This window comes from Streptomyces sp. NPDC017448 (assembly GCF_044330565.1).
In the GTDB taxonomy this organism is placed as follows: domain Bacteria; phylum Actinomycetota; class Actinomycetes; order Streptomycetales; family Streptomycetaceae; genus Streptomyces.
Genome location: NZ_JBIRLM010000013.1, coordinates 1 through 20,532 on the forward strand (window position 1 = coordinate 1; position 20,532 = coordinate 20,532).

A 20,532-nucleotide genomic window follows, 5' to 3' on the forward strand; every position below is an offset into this window, starting at 1 on the left:
AAGTCCGGCGGCCCCGCGGGCGGGCCGGGCGTCAAGAGCCCTCCGCCGGTGAACGCCGACCTCTTCACCCCCGGCCCCGCCGCCTCCTTCCCCGACACCGTCTCGACCGAACTCCCGAGCGGGATCGGCAGCGGTCTCAGCATCCCGCCGCCCACGTACACGGCCCCGCCGCCGTACACGTCGCCGTCCGCGCTGAACATCCTGCCCACCGGTGGCCGCGACGTACTGTCCGGACCCTTCGACCTCACCACCCGGGACTCGAACAGCCCGAACGACACGAACAACCTCGGCGGCTACGGCTTCAACAGCGGCAATGGCTTCAACGGCAGCAACAGCTTCAGCGACCCGAGCGGGCCACCGGCCCCCTACGTGCCGCCGTCCACCTCGTCGGCCTTCACCCCGTCCACGCTGCCGTCCGGGCACACCTCCGGGCCGTCGTCCGTCTCGAACGCCGACCTCACGACACCGGACCTCACGCCGCAGGACCTCACCGACGGCCTCACGCCGGACACGCCTTCGAACGTGCCACGATCGACAAGTGACCTCCCCCAGGGGCTCACCACGCCGAAGGGCTCCTCCACCGCACCGGACTCGAACACCCCGGGCGGTATGGACGCCACGCACGTGGATACCGATCCGGGCGACGCACCGTTCGGCCAAGACGGGACACGGGACGTCCCTCACGACACCACCGGGCAGGACCTGCCCGGGCAAGGACAGCCCGCCCGGAACACCGGCGCCCAGCCGGGCACGGAACACGGCACACACCAGCAGGTGAACGGCGCCCCACCGGCAACCGACGCCGAATCCGACACCGTCACAGCGCCGACGCCCCTGGGCACCTCGGCCGGCCCGAACACGACAGCACCCGCATCCGCCCCCGGGGCTCACAACGCATCGCCCGGTACGCCGGGAAGCCAGTCACAGCAGTCCTCCCGGACCGACCTGACAGACGGGACCGACGCGACAGGCCTGACAGACGACGATGTGACCGGCCTGCCTGACCAGCAGGCCGACCGAAACGGTCAGGAGTACCTGTCCGACGGTACGGACCAGTCGCTCACCCCGGCACCCCGTGACACGAACACGACCACGAACACGACCGTGCCCGAAGGTGACCCGGCGCCCCCGACAGGGTTGCGTACCTCCTCCGAAGCACCGCAACCGGACGCGGCACCGCTGAGCGGCGAAGCCCCGGCCGAGCACACCGGCACGGACGCCGAAACAGGCGCGGACGCGCTCACCGGGCCGACGCCGGAGCCCTCCCTGCCCATCGCCGATCCGGTGCGCCCCGAGCAACGGCGGGCCGGGGCCCACGACGCACCGGCGGTGCCGACAACGGAGCCGGAAGCACCGGCCGTGTCGCCGGACACCTCGTCGGCCGAGGCGTCCGACGGCCGGTCCGCTACGTCGTCGAGCTTCCCCGGCATGTCCTCACCGTCGTCCTCCCCGCCCCTTTCCCCTTCCCCGCCGACCGCTCTGGCGACTTCTTCGTCGTCCTTGCCCGCTCCGGGGGCAGGGCCCCAGCAGGGGGACCTGCCCGGCCTCTCCGGCCCGGATGCCGACCTGGCCCCGGACGGGGCCGAGGCGGTAGGGGCGTCCGGCCCCGTCTCAGGGACCACCGCCGACGCCGCCCCCGGGTCGCCCGCCTGGGAGGCGGCGCGCGCCGGGGTGGAACCGGTGCCGCGCTCGCACACCTGGGTCGACCCGGTGTCGACGCCACCGGATCCGCAACAGCAGGGTCGGACAACTCAGTTCGTGGTGAGGTCGAAGTTCGAAGTACGCCGCTTCGGGGTGGGCGGCGACCATGTCACCGACCTCACCGTCGAGGTCGGTGTCGGCAGCCCGGACCGGATGCCCGACGGCGTCTGGGCGAAGGTGCTCAGCGGCGTCGATACCGCGATCAACGCACCGGGCCACCGGCTGCCGAACGGTGACCTCCTGCATGTGACGGTGGTGCGCGTCGAGAGCGACCCGCACCCCAACGGGCTCAACGTCGAATTCGTCGGCCGCGACCAGCAGATGACCCGGTCCGCCTGGTGGGCGGATGCCGACCCCGTCGACTACGCGCACGAGATCACGCACATGCTCGGCCTCCGCGACGAGTCCCGGCACGCGGTCGCACCTCAACGCCCGGACGTGGAGGGGAGCCTCCTGGGGGACTACCGGCGCCCGGCCCCCGAGGGGCTGGCCCAGGGCGGGCTGCGCGGCCGCCATCTGCAGCTGATCAGCACACTCATCGGGGACCTCACGCCCACACCCGCCAGGACACCCACATCCGCATCCGCGCGCACGACCGCGACGGCAACCGTGTCCGCGACGGCGACCGTGGCCTCCCCGCCGCCCGTCGGCCGTCCGGCCACCACCAGCAGCGCCCCTGGTGCCGAGCCGTACGTGCCCGTGCTCCCCAGCACCCGGCCCCCCGTGCTGGACCGGGACCTGCCCCGGCCGCTCGGCGGGCGGCGGGACCGGACCGACTTCGGTGACGGCTCCCGGATGCCCGCGTACATCGACGACGTGCAGGAGCTCGTGCAGGACGCCCCTCCGGAGGTCCTCCTCGAACTGGTCTCCGGCGGCATGACCTTCGGGCACAGCGACGTCGTCCTGCGCGGCACCGGCGAGGCGCTGGCCGAGATCGGCCGGCTGCTGTCCACAGGGTCCGACGGGGTGCGGCCCGAGCAGCCGAAGAAAGGCCGCCCGGCCGGTTCGAACCTGATGGCCGACGTCACGTACGCCTTCACCCAGGAGCCCAAGACACTGGCCGGGGACGGGCGCGTGTTCCCGTACACGGCGCAGGACGGCAGTGCGCGGAAGCTGTCGGTCGTCGCGCGCCACTACGGCGACTGGGAACAGTTCACCGACACCTACGGCAGCCCCGTGAAGGTGGACGGGATGCACCGCTCGGTCTTCACCGCCGGGCAGAGCAAGACCATGCAGTCGGCGTTCCAGATCGCGCTCGGCGGGCCCATCGGGCCCGTGGGCGCGGCCGCATTCAGCGGTTTCGGCCGGCTCGGTCTGCGGCTCGGTTTCACCGACCGGGTGGGATACGGACAGACCGAACAGGGGACGAGCCAGACGGAGACCCGCGCGCTCGACGGCTCGCGGGTGTATCTGGACCACGTCTACTACGACCTGCGGGTCACCGATGCGGACGGAAGGATTGTGAGCGGTCCCGAGCCCGCGGTCTTCGGGTTCGCGGTGAGGGACGGGCTGTCCGTACGGCTGCCGGACAGCGTGATGAGTGCGACCGCCGCCCCCGGGCGCATCCCCCGCTCCATGGAGCTCGGCCGGCAGTCGGCCTACCGGCTGGTCCGGACGGAGGGGTTCGGCCCCGTCTCCCGGATGCGGGACTGGGCGGCCCAGGAGATCGGCGTGGCACCGGGCAGTACCGCCTACGGTGAACTCAACTCCTTCTTCTCCTCGTTGAGCTTCCAGCGGCAGAGCCCCGCACTGTCCAGGGGACGGGTCACCACCGTGCCTCTCTTCGCCGACGACAGGACCCGTACGCCGCTGGGCGTCTTCGTGGTCGATGTGGTGCCAGGCCGGGCGACGCTGATCACGGAGACGCCCGACGCGGAGATGCGCGACATCAACACCCTGGCCGTACGCAACGACCGGAGTGTCCAGAAGACGGCGGCCTTCGGAATCGACGGCGTCGCGGGCCCGGCCTTCAACTTCTTCGACCTGGGGAACGGTGCCCTCAATCTCCGGCTCCAGTTCGGCGCGGCGTTCCGATACCTCTTCTCCGTGTCGCGCACCGCCGGCCTCGGCGGTTCCGGGGCGATCAAGACGGCCGGCCAGGTCAAGGGCGATGCGACGGGTCTCTACCTGGTCCGGAAGACGGTGTACGTCCAGCGCAGCGGCAGCGGCTCCCGGCCGCAGCAGTTCCACACCTGGAGCGTGGACCGGATGACCCGCACGGAGGCGCGTCGGCTGGCGGGCTGGGACGACGGCCTGCGGCGTGCGCTGCGCGCGGGAGCACCGGAACCGTTCGCCCCCGCGTACCTGACCCCGGACAGGCCGCCCACCCTGGGCATGCACCGGGTGGAGGAGTTCGCCTTCGGCGACGGTACGAAGACCGGGCCGACCGGAGCCACGGGACGGGAGCGCACCTTCCTGGACACCCTCGCCGACGAGGTGCTGACGGCTCTCGCGGCGGCCTATCCCGGGCTGGTCGCACGGCTCGACCAGCTGGCGCCGCCGGAGCACAGGACCTGGCGGGAGCGGGCGAACGCAGTTCTGGGCCCGCCCGGTCCGTCCGCCGGCGCACGCCCCGCGCCGACGACGCGGTGGAAGAACGACGACGAGTACCGCACGGCCCTCGCCAACACCCTGGAGGTCCTCAGCGCCCTGTCGTACCGGAGCATGGCGGGAAACCTGGAGGCACTGACCACGACCGGCATCCGGATCCGGTTCAACGAGCCGGGCCGGATCGGACAGGGCCACCGCTACATCTGGCTGCACGGGGAGCTGACCAACCGCCGTTTCGAGGGCGTGCAGGACGACTTCAAGCTGCGCTACAGCTCGGTCGGTGTGGAGCGGGTGGACGGCCAGAAGAGCGCCAAGCGCATCGGGGAGGCGGGCGTCGAGGGGCTGATCGCCTTCCGTGACCCCCTGACGGACGACATCGGCGCACCGAACAACGCGGGCGGGCCGAGCGCCGGCGTGCGCTGGGGTTGGCAGGCCGACGAGGAGACCAGCTTCGGCGCGACGGCCACGTACGAGCCGATGACGGTGAGTGCCGGTCCGTCGCACCTCTACCGCTACGACCTCTCGATCACCGTGGACCGCGGCGGGTACTGGCGGTTCCGGGGCCTGCTGCGCGGAACAGCGACGCTGGGGCTGCTCGGCACCCAGCCGTTCGTCTTCCGGCAGCCGCAGGACCTGCTCATCGGTACGGCCCCCGGCGGCCGTCAGGTGGGCGGCGGGGACCGTACCGGGCAGGTGCTCATCAGCATCCCTGGCACGCACGCGCCAGCCGTGGACCCGCACCGCCGGGCTGCTGCCAACCCCTACGCGAGCGTCGCCCTCCAGCCGGTACGCACCCTGCGGCCCGACCGGGCGCGGGCACTCGCCCTCGGCGACCTGTCCAGGCCGGGCAGCCTGGTGCGCGCCTCCGACCTGGTGGGGGACCCGGGCCCGGTGACACCGGACGGCCGGGGCTCGCAGATGTTCCGGGACCTGCAGAACCATCCGTTCCTGACCATCGGCGTGATGCCGTCACCGGCCCTGGTCTCGGCACTCGGGCAGGCCATGGCCGCCGGGTCAGGCGGCGCTTGGCAGCTCACCGAGGAGGGTGCGCCGACCCGCGAGGCCGTACTCCGTGCCTTCCAGCCGCAGTACCTGACGGCCAACTTCGACCAGAGCTCCGGGCCGCTGGGCTGGAGTGCCTCAGGGCTGATGGGGAAGGGCCCGTACGCCACGCTCTGGGCCACCTTCCGGCATCTGACGGCGGTGGACGGCATCCAGGCGCTGACCGGGTCGGTGCCGATGGACACGGAAATGGTGCTGGGCGGCACCGGCCAGACGGCGGGTAAGCTGACGAAGACCCGCACCTTCTTCGTCGGCGGGCAGCTCGTCTACGCGCGCTCCCACGCGGCAGGGCCCGGACTGCTCGGCACCTACGGCCTGGTCGCCAGCCCCTGGTCGACGGCGGACCAGTCGAGCAGAACCGTGACCCGCTCCTTCGTCCACGACATGAACCGCAAGGGCTTCGGCCACCAGGTCCTCGTGTCGGGCGCCGCCGAGCACTGGCTGGCCCTGACGGCGAGCCTGCTCGGCTCCGGTGCCGCGGGCAGGCCGCTCGTTCCCGACTGGATCGCCGCGGCGGCCGGGCGGATGACGACCGTGCCCGGCGGCTGGCTGGCCCATGTGCCGGAGAAGAGCGCCCACCTCGTTGGGCTGATCGACGACGGCATGGGCGAGGTGCCGCGCTACACCCGCCACAGCTGGTCCCCGCAACCGTGGCTGCGGGACGACCACTTCGGTACGTACGCCGTCAACGCGCTGGACCCGACCGCGGCGCTCGCCGCCTTCGAACAGCAGGTGGCCGTGCTCGGGCTGGACGACGCCGGCCGGGAGCGCGTCCGCACCCTGGTCTCGTCCCGGGTCCTGCGATCCCTGGACAAGGAGACCACGGGCGGCGGCTCCTCGGTCCCGGCCCGCACCGGAGCGTGGGGCTGGCACAGCGTCCGGATCGGCAAGCGGCAGATCCGGATCAGGGTCCAGCTCGAACCCGGTACGCCGACGTTCGAGATGCTGGACCACAGCGTGGAGATGGAGGAGAACCGGCGGGCCATCGAGACGGTCACCGAAGGTGCCGAGTCCACGAAGGGTGCCGACTTCGGCTACCTCGTCGGGGAGGCCGTCCACACGGAGAACCCCACGGGGGCCGTGGCGGCGGGACCGACGTTCACGGAGACCGGCTCCGACCGGAAGTCCAACGGCGAGAGCCGTACGGAATCCACCCTGACCGTGTTCCGGGCGGCCTCGACGGAACCGTACGCGGAGATCGCCACGCCCTACACGCTCCGGATAACGCTGGAGGCGGACGACCCGGCACCGGGGCGACGGGGGCCCGTACGCACCGGGTTCGACCGGTTCCGCGGCAAGCAGGTCATCAGCGTGGCGCACTCCGCCGGAACCCTGCGCGAGCACGTCCCGCTGAGCCTGATGGCCCCCGACGGGGAGCCGGACGCCGATCTGCTGCCGCCCCCGGACCTGACCGGGCTCGCCGCACCGAGGCAGGGCGTCCCGCCGTACGTGCTGGGGCCCGACACCCTGCACGGTGACGGCACCCTCAAGCCGTTCCGTTTCCCCGCCACCGGCTTCGACGTGCGCCGGATCGTCGGCCTCGCGGACATCCAGGTGGCGAACACCTACGCGCTGGCCCTGTCGTACGACGCGGGGTTCTCCGTGGACGGACCTGATGCCGCACGCCGGGCCAGGGACACCGGGCTGACCCGGCTGGGCACCGGCTCGGCCCAGGCGCTGGAGGACGGGACCGGTAACGCCGCGCTCACGGCCTACTACCACCGTGCGGTGACGCCCCAGGGATACGGCGTCCCCGGGCTGACCGAGAAGAACATCGTCAGCACCGAGAGCGCTCAGCTCGAGCTGTACGCCAAGCCCGACTTCAGCCGCGCCCGGCTGCTGACCGTCGCCGACGGCCAGAAGATGGAGATGCTCCGGCGGACCGGCGCCGGCGCGGCGTCGTCCGTGGGACGGGAGAACGTCCAGGACTCCGCGCTCGGGGCGGGCGTGCTGATCAGCTCCGACAAGACGGGCATGCACCAGATGGGCGGGTCGGGCACCGGGCCGTACGCCGCTGAAGGCGACACCCTGCCCACCTCGGCGGACCAGCTGACCTCCATCAACACGAAACCCAAGACGGGCCGGGTGTTCCTGTTCGCCGTCCCCACCTCGTGGCTGAGCGTCGCCGATGTGCGTCGGGGCATCAAGGACACCCGAGTCGGACGCTTCGTCGGAGGCACCTTCGGCCATGTCAGGCCCGGCCCGAAGGCGGTCGGCTCGGAGGCGTACGCCCTGACCTGGGTCAGGGACGATGTCGCCAGGGAACTCGGCCTGATCGACGACACGAACTTCCCCGCCCGGGTGGGTGCCGCGTGGGACGCGGTGGGCGAGGCGAGCAAGGCGTGGGTCGACGCCGACAAGGCGTACTGGAAGAAGCGCCGTTCGGCGATCGGCCGGAGGGAGGAGCGGGACGCGGCGCGGATCGCGCTCGACGACGCGGAGACCGCCGCCGGGGCGGCCCGCCGAAGGCTGGCCCAGTCGTACGACGTGGCCGAGGCGGCCCACAACGCCGTGGAGGCCGCGGAGGAACGCATGGACCGGATACGGAGCGCCGGTCAGCAGTCGATACGCGAGGCCCGCGAAGCCCTCGAAGCCGCCGAGGCCTCGGACACCGGTGAGGCCGCCCACGATGGTTGGGCGGAGCTGGCACGCGAGGAGATGGCGGAGGCGCGTGCGGCCCTGGCGGCCGCCGAACGGACCTTCCGGGAACGGCTTTCGCCCGCCGAGGTCCACATCGCCGCCCTGCGGGAGCGTAAGGCGGCGGCCGACCGGCGGGTGAACACGGCCGAAAGAGCGCTTGCCACCGCGGACCGCCGGGTCGGGGCGGCCACCCGGCGGCACGACGCCGCCGTCACCGCCTTCGGTAACCGGCGCACGCTGCTCGGCATACTGAGGACGACGGCGGAGGACGCCGCGGCCGAGTACCACCGGGTGAGGGCGGGGACGGACCAGCTCACCCGGTGGCACCAGGAAGCGGCCACCGTCGAGGGCCGGAAGCGCCTGGAGGGCAGGACCGAGCCCCCGGCCGTCACCTACCTGAAGCCCGCGGTGCCAGCGCCCCCGGTGCCGCCCGCGCTCCCGGCGTACACGAGGACCGGCACCGGTCCGGACGCCCGGCTGACCTCGCCCGACCAGGTCACGTACGCCCTGCACGAGGTGCCGGAGGACGGGGACGCCTTCCTGCACGCGCTGGTGGAGGGGCTGAGCAGGAGCGCGCCCGGCCTGCTCACCGAACAGGGGGTGGACCTCGGCGACCGGCGTGCGGCGGCCGACGCGGTGCTGCGGATGCTCACCGCCAGGCTCATGGACCCCTCGGACGCGGACCTGCTCGAAGCCGTCGCCCCCGATGCCATGGATGCCTTCAGCGACGCCGAAGTCACCGGGGCGGGGCTGCGGGGGGCCGGGCCGCTGGCGGCGGACACTCCTGCAGGCCGCGAGTTCGACGGGCTGGGCGGACTGATGCCGCACTCCGTGACCCCGGACCCGGCGGCCCGGGCCGCGCTGGCCGTCGCCCAGCTGATGCGCCCGGGGAACACGGAGGGCGAGGCGGGCTGGAACCACGGGGCGGCCGACCTGCTGCCGGTGCTGGCCGCCCGGACGTTCGGGGTGGACATCACCGTCGTGGACGACGCGGGGCGCTTCCAGGACTTCGGCCCGGGACCGTCCGATCCCACGGGCCACCTGGCGGGGGCCCTGGGCCTGCCGCCCGGCAGCCCGCGGCCGCACGTGGTGCTCAGCCTGGCGGACCGCCATTACCGACTGGCGGTACGGGAGGGGGCGGTGACGGACGCGAAACCGGAGCCGAAGGCCGGGGGCAAGACGGAGGCCAGCACTCAGCCGGAGCCGAAGGTCCAGGACAAGACGGAGGCCAGGACTCAGCCGGAGCCGAAGCCGGTGCAGCCCTCGTCTGCCCTGCCTCCGGACGGTGCGGCCAGGGGGCGGCCCGTTCGGGTTCCGGTCACCGGGGAGTGTCTCTTCCACTCATTCATCGCGAGCGACCCCGGATACGTACGCAGCCGGCTGCCCGCTCTGGCGGAGTCCGCCCCCGCCGCGTACGCCTGGCTCGGCGACGCCGACGCCGTGCGCGGGGGGCTCAGCGGCAGAGCGGTCGTCCAGTCCACCACCGGGCACTACCCGGGCGGCCCGGAAACCGCCGTCGTGAGCGCGATGCGCAAGGCCGTCGAGGCCCATGTGACCGGGAGCGGAGGCCGTCTGCCCCGATCCGTCATCGGGCAGTTGCGCCTGTCGACGACGGCGGAGTTCGGGGCCCGGATCGCGGGACTGCACCGGGCGGGGCTCGTCTCGCTGCTCGCGCACCACGGTGTGGACGCGGACATGCTGATCGACCGCTCGGAGGCGGGACTGCGCGCGGAGTTGGCCGTTCTGTACCCGACGAGCGCGGCTCCACTGGACGACGCGGAGATGCGTACGGTCATGCGCGCTGTCGCCCGCTGGGAGGAGGATTACATCACCGACGTGGGCGAGATCTTCCTGCCCCTGCTCGCCCATACCTTCGGGGCCCGGGTCGAGGTGGCCTGGGACGGTCGTCTGGCCGACACCCGCCGGGCCGGCCCCAGCGGCGCATCCCGTGTGATCGAGGTGCACTACAACGGCGTGGACCACTACAACGGGAGCAGCGCCGAAGCGCATGACCTGCTCGTCTACGGCGACAGTGTGGCCCCCGAGCGCGTCAAGCCCGAGGAGCGTGACGGTGAGGGCGACGTACGGGTGAATCCGCTGTGGATCCCCCTGGACGATGTCGATCCCGATCTGCTGGTCACGGCGAACCCGGACACCGTGTGGATCTACACGGTGACCGAGGACGGACAGATCCTGCTGGGCAGCGAGCAGCCGAGCGGGATCATCACGCCGGAGCAGTCCGACGCACTGCTCGCCGGCATGCGGAGCGTGGCTCCGGACCTGACGGCGGACGGACTGCGGAAGGACCTGGACGAGCTGGGGCACACGGGCATCGCGGCCCGGTTCGGGGGGTCCGGACGGTCGGAGCCCGGGATGAGCCGGGGGTCCGGCGAGGTCCGGTGGAGCCCGGAGCTGAAGCGGTGGACGGTAAACGACAAGTTGGGCCGCTACAGGAGCGAATCCGCCCGGCCCGGCCCCGGCCCGGACGTCGCGGCGGGCCGGCTGCGGGAGGTGGCGGAGCTCTTGACGGAACGGCTCGGCGTGCGGGTCGTGCCCGAACAGGTCAAGACCGCTACGGCGGCGCCGTCCGGTCAGCCTCCCGCCCCCGTCGTTGCACCGCCGGCGGTGCCGTTGAAGGGGATGGTGTCGGTCGCGGAACTCGAAGCGATCGGCATGACGCTGTCGTTGGCGCAGTCCACACAGGCGGCGCTCCTGCGCGACAAACTGCCCGTGGAGGAACTGGGGCTGACGCCCGAGCAGCACAGGCTCATCCGGGTGCAGCGGGGTGAGCCCGACACCTCGGCGCCCACGCGGCTGCTGCTCGACTCGCCGGAACCCTCGTCCCCGGGAGCAGCGTCGACTCCCTCGACATGATCATGGACTGGGAGGACGGCGACGAGGACAGCCGGTCCGCCGAGCCGGACCGCCACCGGGATCCTGGAGGACCTCTACGGTCCCGGGATCGGCGAGGCCCCGCTCTGTCCGGCACTGCGCGAGACCCTGGTGCGGCTGGACGCGCTGCGCCGGGCCGTGACCGGATCGCCTCTGCGTGAGGGCCCGTTCGACCTGGACGCGGTCACCCGGTACGTCCTCGGTCTGGGTGAGCGGGAGGCCGTGACCAAGGTGCAGCGAGGCGAGCTGTTCCGGGTGGCACTCGACGAGAACGTGGAAGGGGCCCGGAGCCTCGCCGGCCTCGCCGCGTTCCGACTCGTGCTCGACGGGGTGTCCTGTGTCGCCCGCACACTGCCCCGGACCGGTGGCAGCCGGGGCAGGAACTGGACGGGCGGCAGGATCAGGGAACTGGACACGTCACAGGCGGTCGGGGTGGCCCAGCAGCCGTACGGGGTGCCCCCGCTCGGTGAGGCCGACCCGGCGCCGTACGTCGTCCTGGCGGCCGAAGGCCGCCACGACCACGTCGTGGTGCTGGACGGTGACGGCACCCCGCACCGCGTGACCACGGAGGTGTTCGCCGAACTGCTCGCCCTGGACCCGTTGCTGGCCGGTCTGCCGGACGCCACTCCCGTGGTCCTGCTGGTTCCGGAGGCGGGTGCACGGGGCCTGGATCTGCCTCGCGCGGTCGCCGACCGGACCGGCCGCACGACCTGGGCCCCCAGCGGCCGTCTGCGGTTCACCCCGCAGACGGAGGGCGGCCCGGCCGTCGTCTCACCGGAGCACCGTCCCGGTGAGGCGGCGGGGGCCTGGGGATTCAGCGAGCCGGGCTAGGTGCTCGACCCGGCCGGCGCACCATGACCAGGCCGCGCGGGCCCGCGTGAACTGCTCGCCCGAGGCCGCGAGCGGGCGTCGCCGAGGGCCGCGTGGACGGGAGGTCGTGTGCTCGTCACCGGCATGAAGCAGCTTCAGGAACACGGCCCGGCTGGAGCGGTCTTCCGGCGCTTCGGACGGCCGCACAATCAGACGCTCCTCGAGACGATCGGCAACCCGCGCCGCGAAGCGGCCGACGCTCGCCAGCAGGCCGAGTACGCCGCCCGCTAGCGGGAGCACAAGGAGGAGCTGCGCCGCATCGCCGCACAGCACAAGCCCGAGCAAGAGGCCCGCCGTCCGGTGTGCGCCGACTGCGGCACCCGGTTCACCGACGAACGGTGGAAGATCATCGAGCCTGCAGGGTGGGCTACCCCACGCGAGACCCACCCGCACCTGTGCGACGACTGCAAGCAGCGCGCCCACACCGCCGAACGCCAAGCCGAGCAGGCCGGGCCCAAACGCCAGGAGCACGACCAAGCTGTGCCCCTGCAGAGGGAGGGGGGATGGCTCGCGCGGTTCCGCTCCTGATGGAAGGGCCGTTAGCCCGCCCGTGCGGGGCCTGCCGCCGCCCCCGCTCTGGGAGACTGAGGGCCACCATTCCAGCGGCGAGGAGCGAGCACAGGGCGGCGAAGGCGGATTCAAGCGGTGACCGACGCACCCTGACGGGGCCGGACGACACCCGTCATCCGGCCCTCTCGGCACATCTGACCCCGGAAGGACCACCATGAACCACAGGCAGCTGGCCCTCGTGTACGGCTTCGCCCTGTTCCTGCTCTGCTGCGCCATCGGCTACGACCTGAACGACGGACACCCCAGCATTCCCTGGGGTCTTGCCGGAGTCGCTGCGGGCACCGTCCTCGCCGTGGCCGTCCGCAAGCGGACGGGCCGGTCCGGCAGCTCCCGGGACTCCGGTCACTGACGGCGCGCGGCCCCGGACAGCGGCTCCGTGCCGTCGCCCCGGCCGGGGCGACGGGCTACCGAGTGGGGGAGGGCTGGTGGGTGACGGCGCGGTCGCGCTGGGCTGCGGCCTGGCCAGCCAGGCCGCAGCACGTAAGCGGCGACCGCCCGTACACCCGCGTCCCAGCAGTCCCCGAACCGCTCCTCGACTCCGTCGGGGCGTGGCTCTCGACGATCCAGGTGTGGGCCCCGGCGACCACTCCGGCCTCCAGCCGCGCGACGAGCTCGTCCGCGCGTCCGGCGGGTAGCCCGGCGGCGGCCAGGGCGCAGAACGCCTTCAGGCGGGTGTTCACAGCCTCGTCCCGGGGCTGGCGGACCCGGGGCGAGCTCCTGCCCGTAGGCGTCCGCGTCGTACGACCCCGTGCTCATGCCGTTCCTCCTTCGTCTTCCCGGGCCCGCCGCGCCGCCCACTGCGGATCGCGCGCGGCGTAGTGACGGCGTGGGCCAGGACGACGACGGCCTGCCGCCCGGCGCCGCCCCGGAACCACGTGTCGGTGAAGCGGACCTGGTCGGCCGCCCGGTCGCCCAGGCGCCGCCACGGACGCACCCGGCCGAGGACTGCCGGCTTCTCGGCCCCTGAACCGCTGATGCGATCACGAGTTCTGGGTAAGCGGGTGGCATGTTCTTTTTCAGTAACCGGATCGGCTGCCTGGGGTCTCTGCTCATCAGTGTGGTAGCGACAGTCGTCCTGTTCATGATCTTCAGTCGCTGATGCAGCTGCCTGTGCCCGTCACGACCAGCGCATTCCGATCGCGGACAGCTGTTCCATCCGTTCCGGTGTCAGGGGCGCGGCCCTGCTGCGCTGGTTCCCGATCCAGGCGCCCAGCTTGTGCTCGCGCTTCTCCTGGTCGTCGCCGACGATTCGCTCGACGTGCTTCCTGGGGACCTGGAGGTGTCCCTCGCGTTCGTAGAACTGTTTGGCTGCTGTCCAGGGGCGGTTTTTCTGATCAGTGGGTGGTGTGTTGGCCTGGGCTGATCAGTTTGGTGTGGGGGGTGATAGGGCTTCGGGCCGAGCTAGTGCCGCATCAGGCAACGTTCGCCCTGTCGACGACGGCGCGTAGGCGCCGGTCGTCGGCGTGGCGGTTTCGCCAGATGATGTAGCGGCGGATCATGCTGCCCTGCTCTTTATGGTCGGCGTGGTCCGTGCCATCGAGGGCGAAGTAGCGCAGGGCCGTGAACTGGGCCTCAATGCGGTTGAGCCAGGAACTGTCGGTCGGGGTGTAGGCCAACTCGACGTTGTTCGCTGCGGCCCAGGTGCCGACGCGCTGGCACTTCTTCGTGGTCAGATGTGGGAAAAAGTTGTCGCTGATGATCGCGATTCGGACGTCGGGCGGGTAGAGGCTGCGCAGGTAGCGGCAGAACTCCAGGAACTGCGTACGCCTCTTGACCGGCTTGATCCGCCACAGGTACTTCTGTTCCCCATTGATCTTGATGAAGACCTCGTCCAGATGCCATTTGTCCCCAGGCCGAGGCTGCCGGCGGCGCAGCGCACCTGCGTACTGCTGCCCGAACTTGGCGCACCAGCGGCGCACCGTCTCGTAGGAGACGATCACGCCGCGCTCAAGCATGAGCTCCTCGACCTCGCGGAAGGACAGCGGGAAGCGGTGGTACAGCCACACCCAGTGGGAGATGACCTCGACCGGATACCGGTGCCCCTGGTACGACAGCGACACCCTCCCCACGGACGCCCCCTCCCAACCTGATCAACCAGAAAATCATCCCACCGATCAGCCAACGTGACAGTGCCCTCGGCTCCACAGCCCGGGCCGTTGCGTGAGGTGGTCTTGTCCGGGTTGGTCAGGTGAGGCCGAGGGCGGTCAGGGGGCGGCGGTAGTCGCGGGCGGCATGGCGGAGGGCGGCGTCGGGCGCTCGGCGCTTTGGTCCGCGCCCGTGCCCGCCCGTTCCGCCCTCTGGGCGGGCCAGTCGTCCACGGGTGGTGCGGCTGGGGTCACCGGGGCGGTGCGGGGGTCGGCTGCCCGGCTCGTACAGGGCCGGCGCAGGGGTCGGGCCGGGCAGCCGGAGGGGGCGGGCGTCAGCTCGTCGAGGGGTTGACGGTGAGGGTGGCCGTGTTGTTCGTCAGGTCGGGGTCGAAGGCGCGGACGGGGGGTTCGTAGGCGTCGTTGTAGAGGGCGGCGCGGGCGGTGGCGTTCGGGATGACCTCGTTGATGTGGAGGGTGAAGGGGAAGGTGTGGGTGGCGGGCTTGCCGGATTCGGTGAGGTAGATGGGGGTGTTGCAGCGGTAGCGGGTCTCGGACTGGGACCAGCAGGCGTCGGGGGCGGAGGCGACCGAGGTGCCGGCGGGGATGTCGATGTCGACGGTCGCGGCGGGTTCGCCCGCGCCGAGGGAGGCGACCCAGGCGGGGCCCGCGTTGTGGACGGTGACGGTGGCGGGAACGGTGTCGCCGGCCGCGCCGGAGACGGTGGAGGCGGTCAGCCGGTAGTCGGCCTGGTTGACGGTCTTCACCGTGAAGCTGCGGTACGGCTGGAGCTCGTCGGAGGGGGCGGCGGCCGGGGTGAGGTTCAGCTCCGGGCCGGCGCCCGGGGTGAAGGCGCGGCCGGCGCGGGCCTCGGCGAGCGCCTGCTCGGAGTAGGGCTGCGCCGAATAGTCGACGCGGTCGAAAAGGGCCATGTCCTTGGTGCGGAACTTCAGCGGGAGGGAGTGGTACGAGCCCGGGGTCGTCCGCTCGTCCAGGACGCAGAGGAACGTACGGCCGATGACGGCGTTCGTGGACTCGCAGTTGGAGGGGACGGACATGCCGAGGCGGATGCCGCGGGAGGTGAAGACGGTGAGCAGGGTGCGGTCGGCGGTGCGGTTGCCCTGGTTGCCGAGGACGACGGAGGAGTCGAAGGGCTGATTGGGTGCCATGCCGGTGCGGTACTCGGCCTGGGTGAGGCCGAGCGCGGGGCCGTCGTTGACGGCGACGTAGGTCTCGCCCGGGTAGGCGTTCATGCCGCCGGCCTGGGCGGTGTAGCGGACGTAGCCGTCGTTGCCGTCGGTGGCGCCCGGCTTGGCGGTCAGGCCGATCCGCGCGGCAGGGGCGTTGGCGCCGCCGGGGAGTTCGGGGGTGGAGCAGACGGCGGTGGTCTCGTTCTCCGGGCGGCAGTTCGCGGGCCAGGTGACCTCGGCGAACGAGGCGACTCCGGAGGCGTCGACGGTGAGCGTGCCGACCGGGACGGTGGTCGCCGTGTTGTCGTGGCTGATCTGCACGGTCAGCGACTGCGACGGTGCGGGGGAGCCGTCCTCGGACGGGCCCGCGAGGGTGATCTCGTACGGGTCGGACCAGAGCCACAGGGCGTCGGAGGCGGCCGCGGCGGGGGCCGCGGCCGGGCCGGCGACGGCGGCGAGCGCGCCGAGTGCGGCGGCAGAGGCGATGAGCGTCTTCTTCACGGGGATCAAGACTGCGGGGATCGGCGGATGGTTGTATGGGGAAGGAGGGCCGGTTTCAGTCCGCCGGGCCGGCCGTGCGGGCGACGAGGACGCCCGAGCGGGTGATGAGGTAGCCGAGTTGGGCGTGGCTGCCGCTGCCGAGGGCGGCAGAGAGTTCGGCGAAGTGGCCGCGGCAGGTGCGGACCTTGTGGCCGACGTCCTCGCGTACGGCGCAACTGCGCGAGCAGACCTCCGTCCGGAACGAGCAGACCGGCCTCACGTCGGGGGCGGACCGGCTGCCCGTACTCGCCTCCCGGCCGCTGGACGACAGCACGTTCGCGGCGATGCGTCGCGCCGCCGCCCGGTGACGCCCCGGTCGGTCGCGCCGTCGCGCAAAACGACGGACTTCCGGCTGGGGCACGGCCGGCACCGGGCGAGGCGCGCAAACCGCCCCGCAGTGCATGCAGAGCGGCACGATCACCAAAGTGCTTCGCTGGCGCAGTAGTTGAGATCGAATATAGGTATGCCTCCTACGCCTGCCCGTCGCCCCCGGTTACGCCGTACCACCCGCCTCGCCGCCCGGACCTCCGGCCGGCCACCGATCACGCCCGCTCCCGCTCAGGGTGAACGTGGGGAGGGCATGGACTGGGCACGCCGGATCGAGCTGGTCACCGTCGTGGTGGCCGCCATGGTGGCGGTGGCGGGTCTGTGGTACTCGAACGTTCAGACCCGGCAGGCCAACGAGCAGGCACGGGAGGACCGCGCGCTGGCCAAGGAGGGGCAGATCACCGACCGGTACACGGCGGCGGTGGGAAACCTCGGCGAGGACAAGATGGACGTACGGCTGGGCGGCATCTAAGCCCTGCAGCGGATCATGCAGGACTCCCGCCGCGACCAGCCCACCATCGCCAACGTCCTCGCGACCTACATCCGCACCCACGCTGCCAAGCCCCCGGCGAAGGGCAAGGACGTCCCGGCCGATGTCCAAGCCGCTCTCACGGTCCTGGCCACCCGCGACACGTCCCGGGACGGCGCCTTCCTCCTCGACCTTCAGGGCGTCAAACTCCCCAACGTCGCCCTGAACTTCGCTGATTCCGAGGCAGCTCTGCAAAAAGCGGATCTGAGCGGCGCGGACCTGACCGGCGCGGAGATGAGGGAGGAGCAGGTCGACTCAGCCAGGACTGACGGCGGTACACGGTTGCCTGATTTCCGGTAAAAGCTCACATGCTCCCCGCCTGCTTCGAGGGACTGGGGGCCAGCCTTCCCGCGTCCACCTCGTGCATACCGACCGAAGGTCCAGGTCACGGCCGCAGCCCACGACGGACGCGCCCAAGGGGCCGTCGTCGTTTCCTGGCCGGGCGCGGCGGATCCGGTCAACTCCCGCCGGCGTACGGCGGGGGTCGACCGCCGACTGTGATGCTCAGAAACTGCCACACCATCTCGACGCATGCCTGATGTGGAGTACGCGTATGTCCAGTACAGAGGCCACTTTGAGGCTCACCGTCGCCGCCCTGATGCGTCTCGCCGGGGAGCGCCAGGCCGACCTCGCGGCCGGACTCGGCCTGAGCCAGGCCCAGATCAGCCGCAAGCAGGCCGGCGCTGCGAGCTGGTCGCTGGCCGACGTCGACAAGCTCGCCCCCCACTACGGCATCCCCGTCCCCGACCTCCTGGTCGGCGTCGACCGCGCCGTCCACTGCCTGCCCGCCCGCCGCCGCGCCCCCGCCTCGGGCGCGGCCCAGCTCACCATCCACCCGTAACGACCACCGCGCCCCAGGGGCGCCCCCGTGCCGGTGGACCGTCCCGTCTCCTTCGACCCGGCCGTCCTCCCCCGCCAGCAGACCTTCCGCGGCCAGGCGACCAAGGGAAGCCCGCACCTTCTCGGCGCCCGGCCGTGAGGGGTGCTCCGGGCGGGCCGCGGAGCGTACGCTCCGCCCATGACCACCTCACCGAACCCGCGCAGCGCTCGACACGACCACGACCTCGGATGGGGCGTCACCACCTCCTGAACGACCACCGCCGCGCCCCGGAACCTCCTTCCGGGACGCGGCGCCGGTACGAGCGGGAGGGATCGGCGGGGGCGTGCCGGCCCGATCGGAGCTGGGCGGCTCTTCGGTCACCCGATCGATCGGGTGATCCGCGTCCGCTCTGCGGCGCAGCGGTGCGGGGGCCGGGAAGATGCGCCGGTGACCATCATTCCCGCGTCTGCCGTGGTGGTGACTGGCCAACTACCTGCGCGAACTTGATTACGACGCGCACGGAGGGGCGAGTGGCGGGACGCCCTGGGGGCGCAGCCGGGAAGCGGAATCCATCCGCATGTACGACGAGATCTCCACCGTCCTGGACGCGACCGTCAAACGGCCGGCCCCGACGGAACCGCCCCTGCGGGGCGTCGTGGACGACGCCTTCGTCGACGCCAAGGCGCCGCGATGACCGCCTCACAGGGGCGCGGCACCATCCCCCGACATGGAGCGCGCGGGTCAGGCCGCGGTCCCCGCAGTACGGCCGAGGGCCGAACCGGTCCGACGCCCTCTCGGCTGGCACCGGACCAGACCTCCGCCCTGAGCGGCTTGGTATCCGAATGGGTCTTCGTACATCCGGTGAGCCGTTCGGCTCCCTGGGCACATCCGCCACAACACCGCACGGAATAAGCTGACTTACTGCCATCCCTTGGTGCCCTGTGACCATCGCTGGCTACCCTTTTGTGTGCAAAGGTGCCCCAGACAGGGACACCCCAACACCAGGGGGAAAAATGCGCAAACTGGCGACGACCGCGGCGGGTATGGCTCTGGCGCTGGGAACCTTGGGTCTCACCACCGCTCCCAGCGCCTCAGCGGTGACGCCCTGTCCGTCCGGAGCGGTCTGCATCCGCGAGACGAACGGCAGCATCCTCAACAGGAACATCTTCTACAGCTACGGCGCCCACAACCTCTCCAACGTCACCGGAAACCGGGTACTGGTCAACAACCAGACGGGCGGCGCCGGCTTCCGGGTCTGCTACGACTACAACGGCGGCAGGTGCTCCGACGTGATGCGCGGCGTGGGCGAGTCCGCCCCGTACAACATGACGCCGATCAACTCGGTCGTCCTCGTGCCCTGAGCACACCCCACGGGCGTCACTCGACGGCCGGTCGCAGCGCCCTCGCACCCGGCCGCTGAAGCCACCGTGGCCCGGCTGCCTTCCCAGAGGCAGCCGGGCCGACGTAGAAACGCGCTCCTGCCGACCGGCTCCGGCGCACAGGACGGCAAGGCCGGAGCGGCTGGAGCCACCCCCGCCCCTTCGCCCTTGAGCCCTTTCCAACCTCATGCTGACGCGTGATGGGGGACGAGAACGGCCTGGACGATCGCGGTGATGCGGTTGGTGCTGCAGCGGAGCTTCCGTAGGAGGCGCCAGCCCTTCAGAGTGGCCATGGACTGCTCGCCGAGGCATCGGATCTTGGCGTGCGTGCTGTTGTGCCGACGCTTCCAGCGTTTGAGCCGAAGGTCCCTGAACGGCACCCGGACGGGCCGCCCGGCTCCCTGGTACGCCTTGTCCGCCCAGCACTTCGGCTCGGCCGTGGTACGTGCGCCGATGATCCCGTGGGTCCGTGCGGCGGTCAGGTCGTGGACGGACCCGGGCAGGGCGGGAGACGCCCACAGCAGCCGACCCAACGGATCGGTGAGGACCTGGACGTTCATGCCGTGGCGCTTGTTCTTCCCGGAGTAGTACGGGTGTCGGCGGCGATCCGGTCGATCGGCAGGAGGGTACCGTCCAGGATCACGAACGCCTTGGTCCGGATGGTCTTCATCGCCTCGGTCAGGGTCGGCGCGAGGGCGGCCAGGACGTCGATGACCTCGTGTATGGAGCGGTAGACGGTCGCGGCGCCGATGCGGAACCCGGCGGCGAGCTGGGTGGAGGTATCGCCGCACCGCAGGTGAGCCAAGGCGAGCAGGGCCTGTCGGTCCGCAGGCAGACGTCGCCAGCGCGTCCCGATCTCCCGCCGCCGAGCACGCAGTTGAGTGCTCAGGTAGCGCAGTGTGCGGCTGGACAGGTCGATCGACGACGGGTAGACAAGCACACGAAGCCCTTGGCGGACGGTGGATCTTGGTCGTGAACCCGTCTACCAGGAGCTTCGTCGTACCGCAGCTCCATCCAACACGCAACCAGCGCCCTCAGGTTGGAAACAGCTCACGGAACACCTACACCTGGAAGCCCGCCTTGGCCAAGGCGGGCGTCATCCCGCCGCGGGCCGAGGGGGCGAAAGCCTGGCAGTGGGCGGCAGCTCCGAAAGGCGGCTTCCCTGTGCTTCGGCACACCTACGCCTCGATCATGTTGGAAGCCGGAGAGTCCGTCGTGACCCTGGCGCGGTGGCTCGGGCACTCCTCGCCTGCGATCACTCTCGGTTACTATGCTCACTTCATGCCGGAGGCCGGCAGCAAGGGGCGCGGCACCATCGACGGTCTGCTGGGGGAGCGCGGGAGGTCAGCTTGCCGGCTGAAACTCCCCAGATTCTCCC

General features: G+C 71.7%; 11 protein-coding genes and 3 pseudogenes. 8 read left to right on the forward strand and 6 right to left on the reverse strand.

Annotated features, from left to right (window positions below; translation table 11 throughout):
* Positions 1–48 precede the first annotated feature (48 nt).
* The 4 genes from ACH4K1_RS21330 (at position 49) to ACH4K1_RS21345 (ending at position 12,634) form a co-directional block, all read left to right on the forward strand.
* Positions 49–10,827 carry a hypothetical protein gene (locus ACH4K1_RS21330; RefSeq protein ID WP_398090844.1) on the forward strand — a complete coding sequence of 3,593 codons (10,779 nt, stop codon included), beginning with the start codon at positions 49–51 and terminating at the stop codon, positions 10,825–10,827.
* A 129-nt stretch (positions 10,828–10,956) separates the two neighbouring features.
* Positions 10,957–11,676 carry a lonely Cys domain-containing protein gene (locus ACH4K1_RS21335; protein ID WP_398090845.1) on the forward strand — a complete coding sequence of 240 codons (720 nt, stop codon included), beginning with the start codon at positions 10,957–10,959 and terminating at the stop codon, positions 11,674–11,676.
* A gap of 108 nt (positions 11,677–11,784) precedes the next feature.
* Positions 11,785–11,946, forward strand: a complete 162-nt coding sequence (locus ACH4K1_RS21340; RefSeq protein WP_398090846.1) for a hypothetical protein — start codon at positions 11,785–11,787, stop codon at positions 11,944–11,946.
* A 493-nt stretch (positions 11,947–12,439) separates the two neighbouring features.
* Positions 12,440–12,634, forward strand: a complete 195-nt coding sequence (locus tag ACH4K1_RS21345; RefSeq protein ID WP_398090847.1) for a hypothetical protein — start codon at positions 12,440–12,442, stop codon at positions 12,632–12,634.
* 55 nt (positions 12,635–12,689) lie between these two features.
* Here the strand turns inward: ACH4K1_RS21345 and ACH4K1_RS21350 are convergent, their stop codons facing one another.
* From ACH4K1_RS21350 to ACH4K1_RS21370, 5 genes and pseudogenes are all read right to left on the reverse strand, one after another.
* Positions 12,690–12,965, reverse strand: coding sequence for a hypothetical protein (locus ACH4K1_RS21350; RefSeq protein WP_398090848.1), 276 nt, complete (start codon positions 12,963–12,965; stop codon positions 12,690–12,692).
* A 437-nt stretch (positions 12,966–13,402) separates the two neighbouring features.
* A pseudogene (locus ACH4K1_RS21355) lies at positions 13,403–13,603 on the reverse strand (helicase associated domain-containing protein); the annotation flags it as partial.
* Positions 13,604–13,697: 94 nt separating this feature from the next.
* On the reverse strand, positions 13,698–14,345 hold the full coding sequence (locus ACH4K1_RS21360) for a transposase (protein ID WP_398090849.1): 648 nt from the start codon (positions 14,343–14,345) through the stop codon (positions 13,698–13,700).
* A 359-nt stretch (positions 14,346–14,704) separates the two neighbouring features.
* Positions 14,705–16,060: a hypothetical protein gene (locus ACH4K1_RS21365; protein WP_398090850.1), complete on the reverse strand. Its 1,356-nt coding sequence runs from the start codon at positions 16,058–16,060 to the stop codon at positions 14,705–14,707.
* Positions 16,061–16,115: 55 nt separating this feature from the next.
* Positions 16,116–16,253, reverse strand: a pseudogene (locus ACH4K1_RS21370) (helix-turn-helix transcriptional regulator); the annotation flags it as partial.
* A gap of 426 nt (positions 16,254–16,679) precedes the next feature.
* Between ACH4K1_RS21370 and ACH4K1_RS21375 the strand changes: the two are divergent.
* The 4 genes from ACH4K1_RS21375 (at position 16,680) to ACH4K1_RS21390 (ending at position 19,136) form a co-directional block, all read left to right on the forward strand.
* Positions 16,680–16,898: a hypothetical protein gene (locus tag ACH4K1_RS21375; RefSeq protein ID WP_398090851.1), complete on the forward strand. Its 219-nt coding sequence runs from the start codon at positions 16,680–16,682 to the stop codon at positions 16,896–16,898.
* 15 nt (positions 16,899–16,913) lie between these two features.
* Positions 16,914–17,255 (forward strand): pentapeptide repeat-containing protein, encoded by a 342-nt coding sequence (locus tag ACH4K1_RS21380; protein WP_398090852.1) that lies wholly within the window; start codon positions 16,914–16,916, stop codon positions 17,253–17,255.
* A 253-nt stretch (positions 17,256–17,508) separates the two neighbouring features.
* Positions 17,509–17,796, forward strand: a complete 288-nt coding sequence (locus ACH4K1_RS21385) for a helix-turn-helix domain-containing protein (RefSeq protein WP_398090853.1) — start codon at positions 17,509–17,511, stop codon at positions 17,794–17,796.
* A 992-nt stretch (positions 17,797–18,788) separates the two neighbouring features.
* Positions 18,789–19,136 (forward strand): hypothetical protein, encoded by a 348-nt coding sequence (locus ACH4K1_RS21390; protein ID WP_398090854.1) that lies wholly within the window; start codon positions 18,789–18,791, stop codon positions 19,134–19,136.
* A 203-nt stretch (positions 19,137–19,339) separates the two neighbouring features.
* Here ACH4K1_RS21390 and ACH4K1_RS21395 read toward each other — a convergent pair.
* Positions 19,340–20,094 (reverse strand): annotated as a pseudogene (locus ACH4K1_RS21395) (transposase family protein).
* Between the last annotated feature and the right edge of the window lie 438 nt (positions 20,095–20,532).

Coding starts and splice junctions, on each gene's coding strand:
- ACH4K1_RS21380 (WP_398090852.1), top strand. CDS start 16,914: ATGCAGGACTCCCGCCGCGACCAGCCCACCATCGCCAACGTCCTCGCG.
- ACH4K1_RS21345 (WP_398090847.1), top strand. CDS start 12,440: ATGAACCACAGGCAGCTGGCCCTCGTGTACGGCTTCGCCCTGTTCCTG.
- ACH4K1_RS21375 (WP_398090851.1), top strand. CDS start 16,680: ATGGACTGGGCACGCCGGATCGAGCTGGTCACCGTCGTGGTGGCCGCC.
- ACH4K1_RS21390 (WP_398090854.1), top strand. CDS start 18,789: ATGCGCAAACTGGCGACGACCGCGGCGGGTATGGCTCTGGCGCTGGGA.
- ACH4K1_RS21385 (WP_398090853.1), top strand. CDS start 17,509: ATGTCCAGTACAGAGGCCACTTTGAGGCTCACCGTCGCCGCCCTGATG.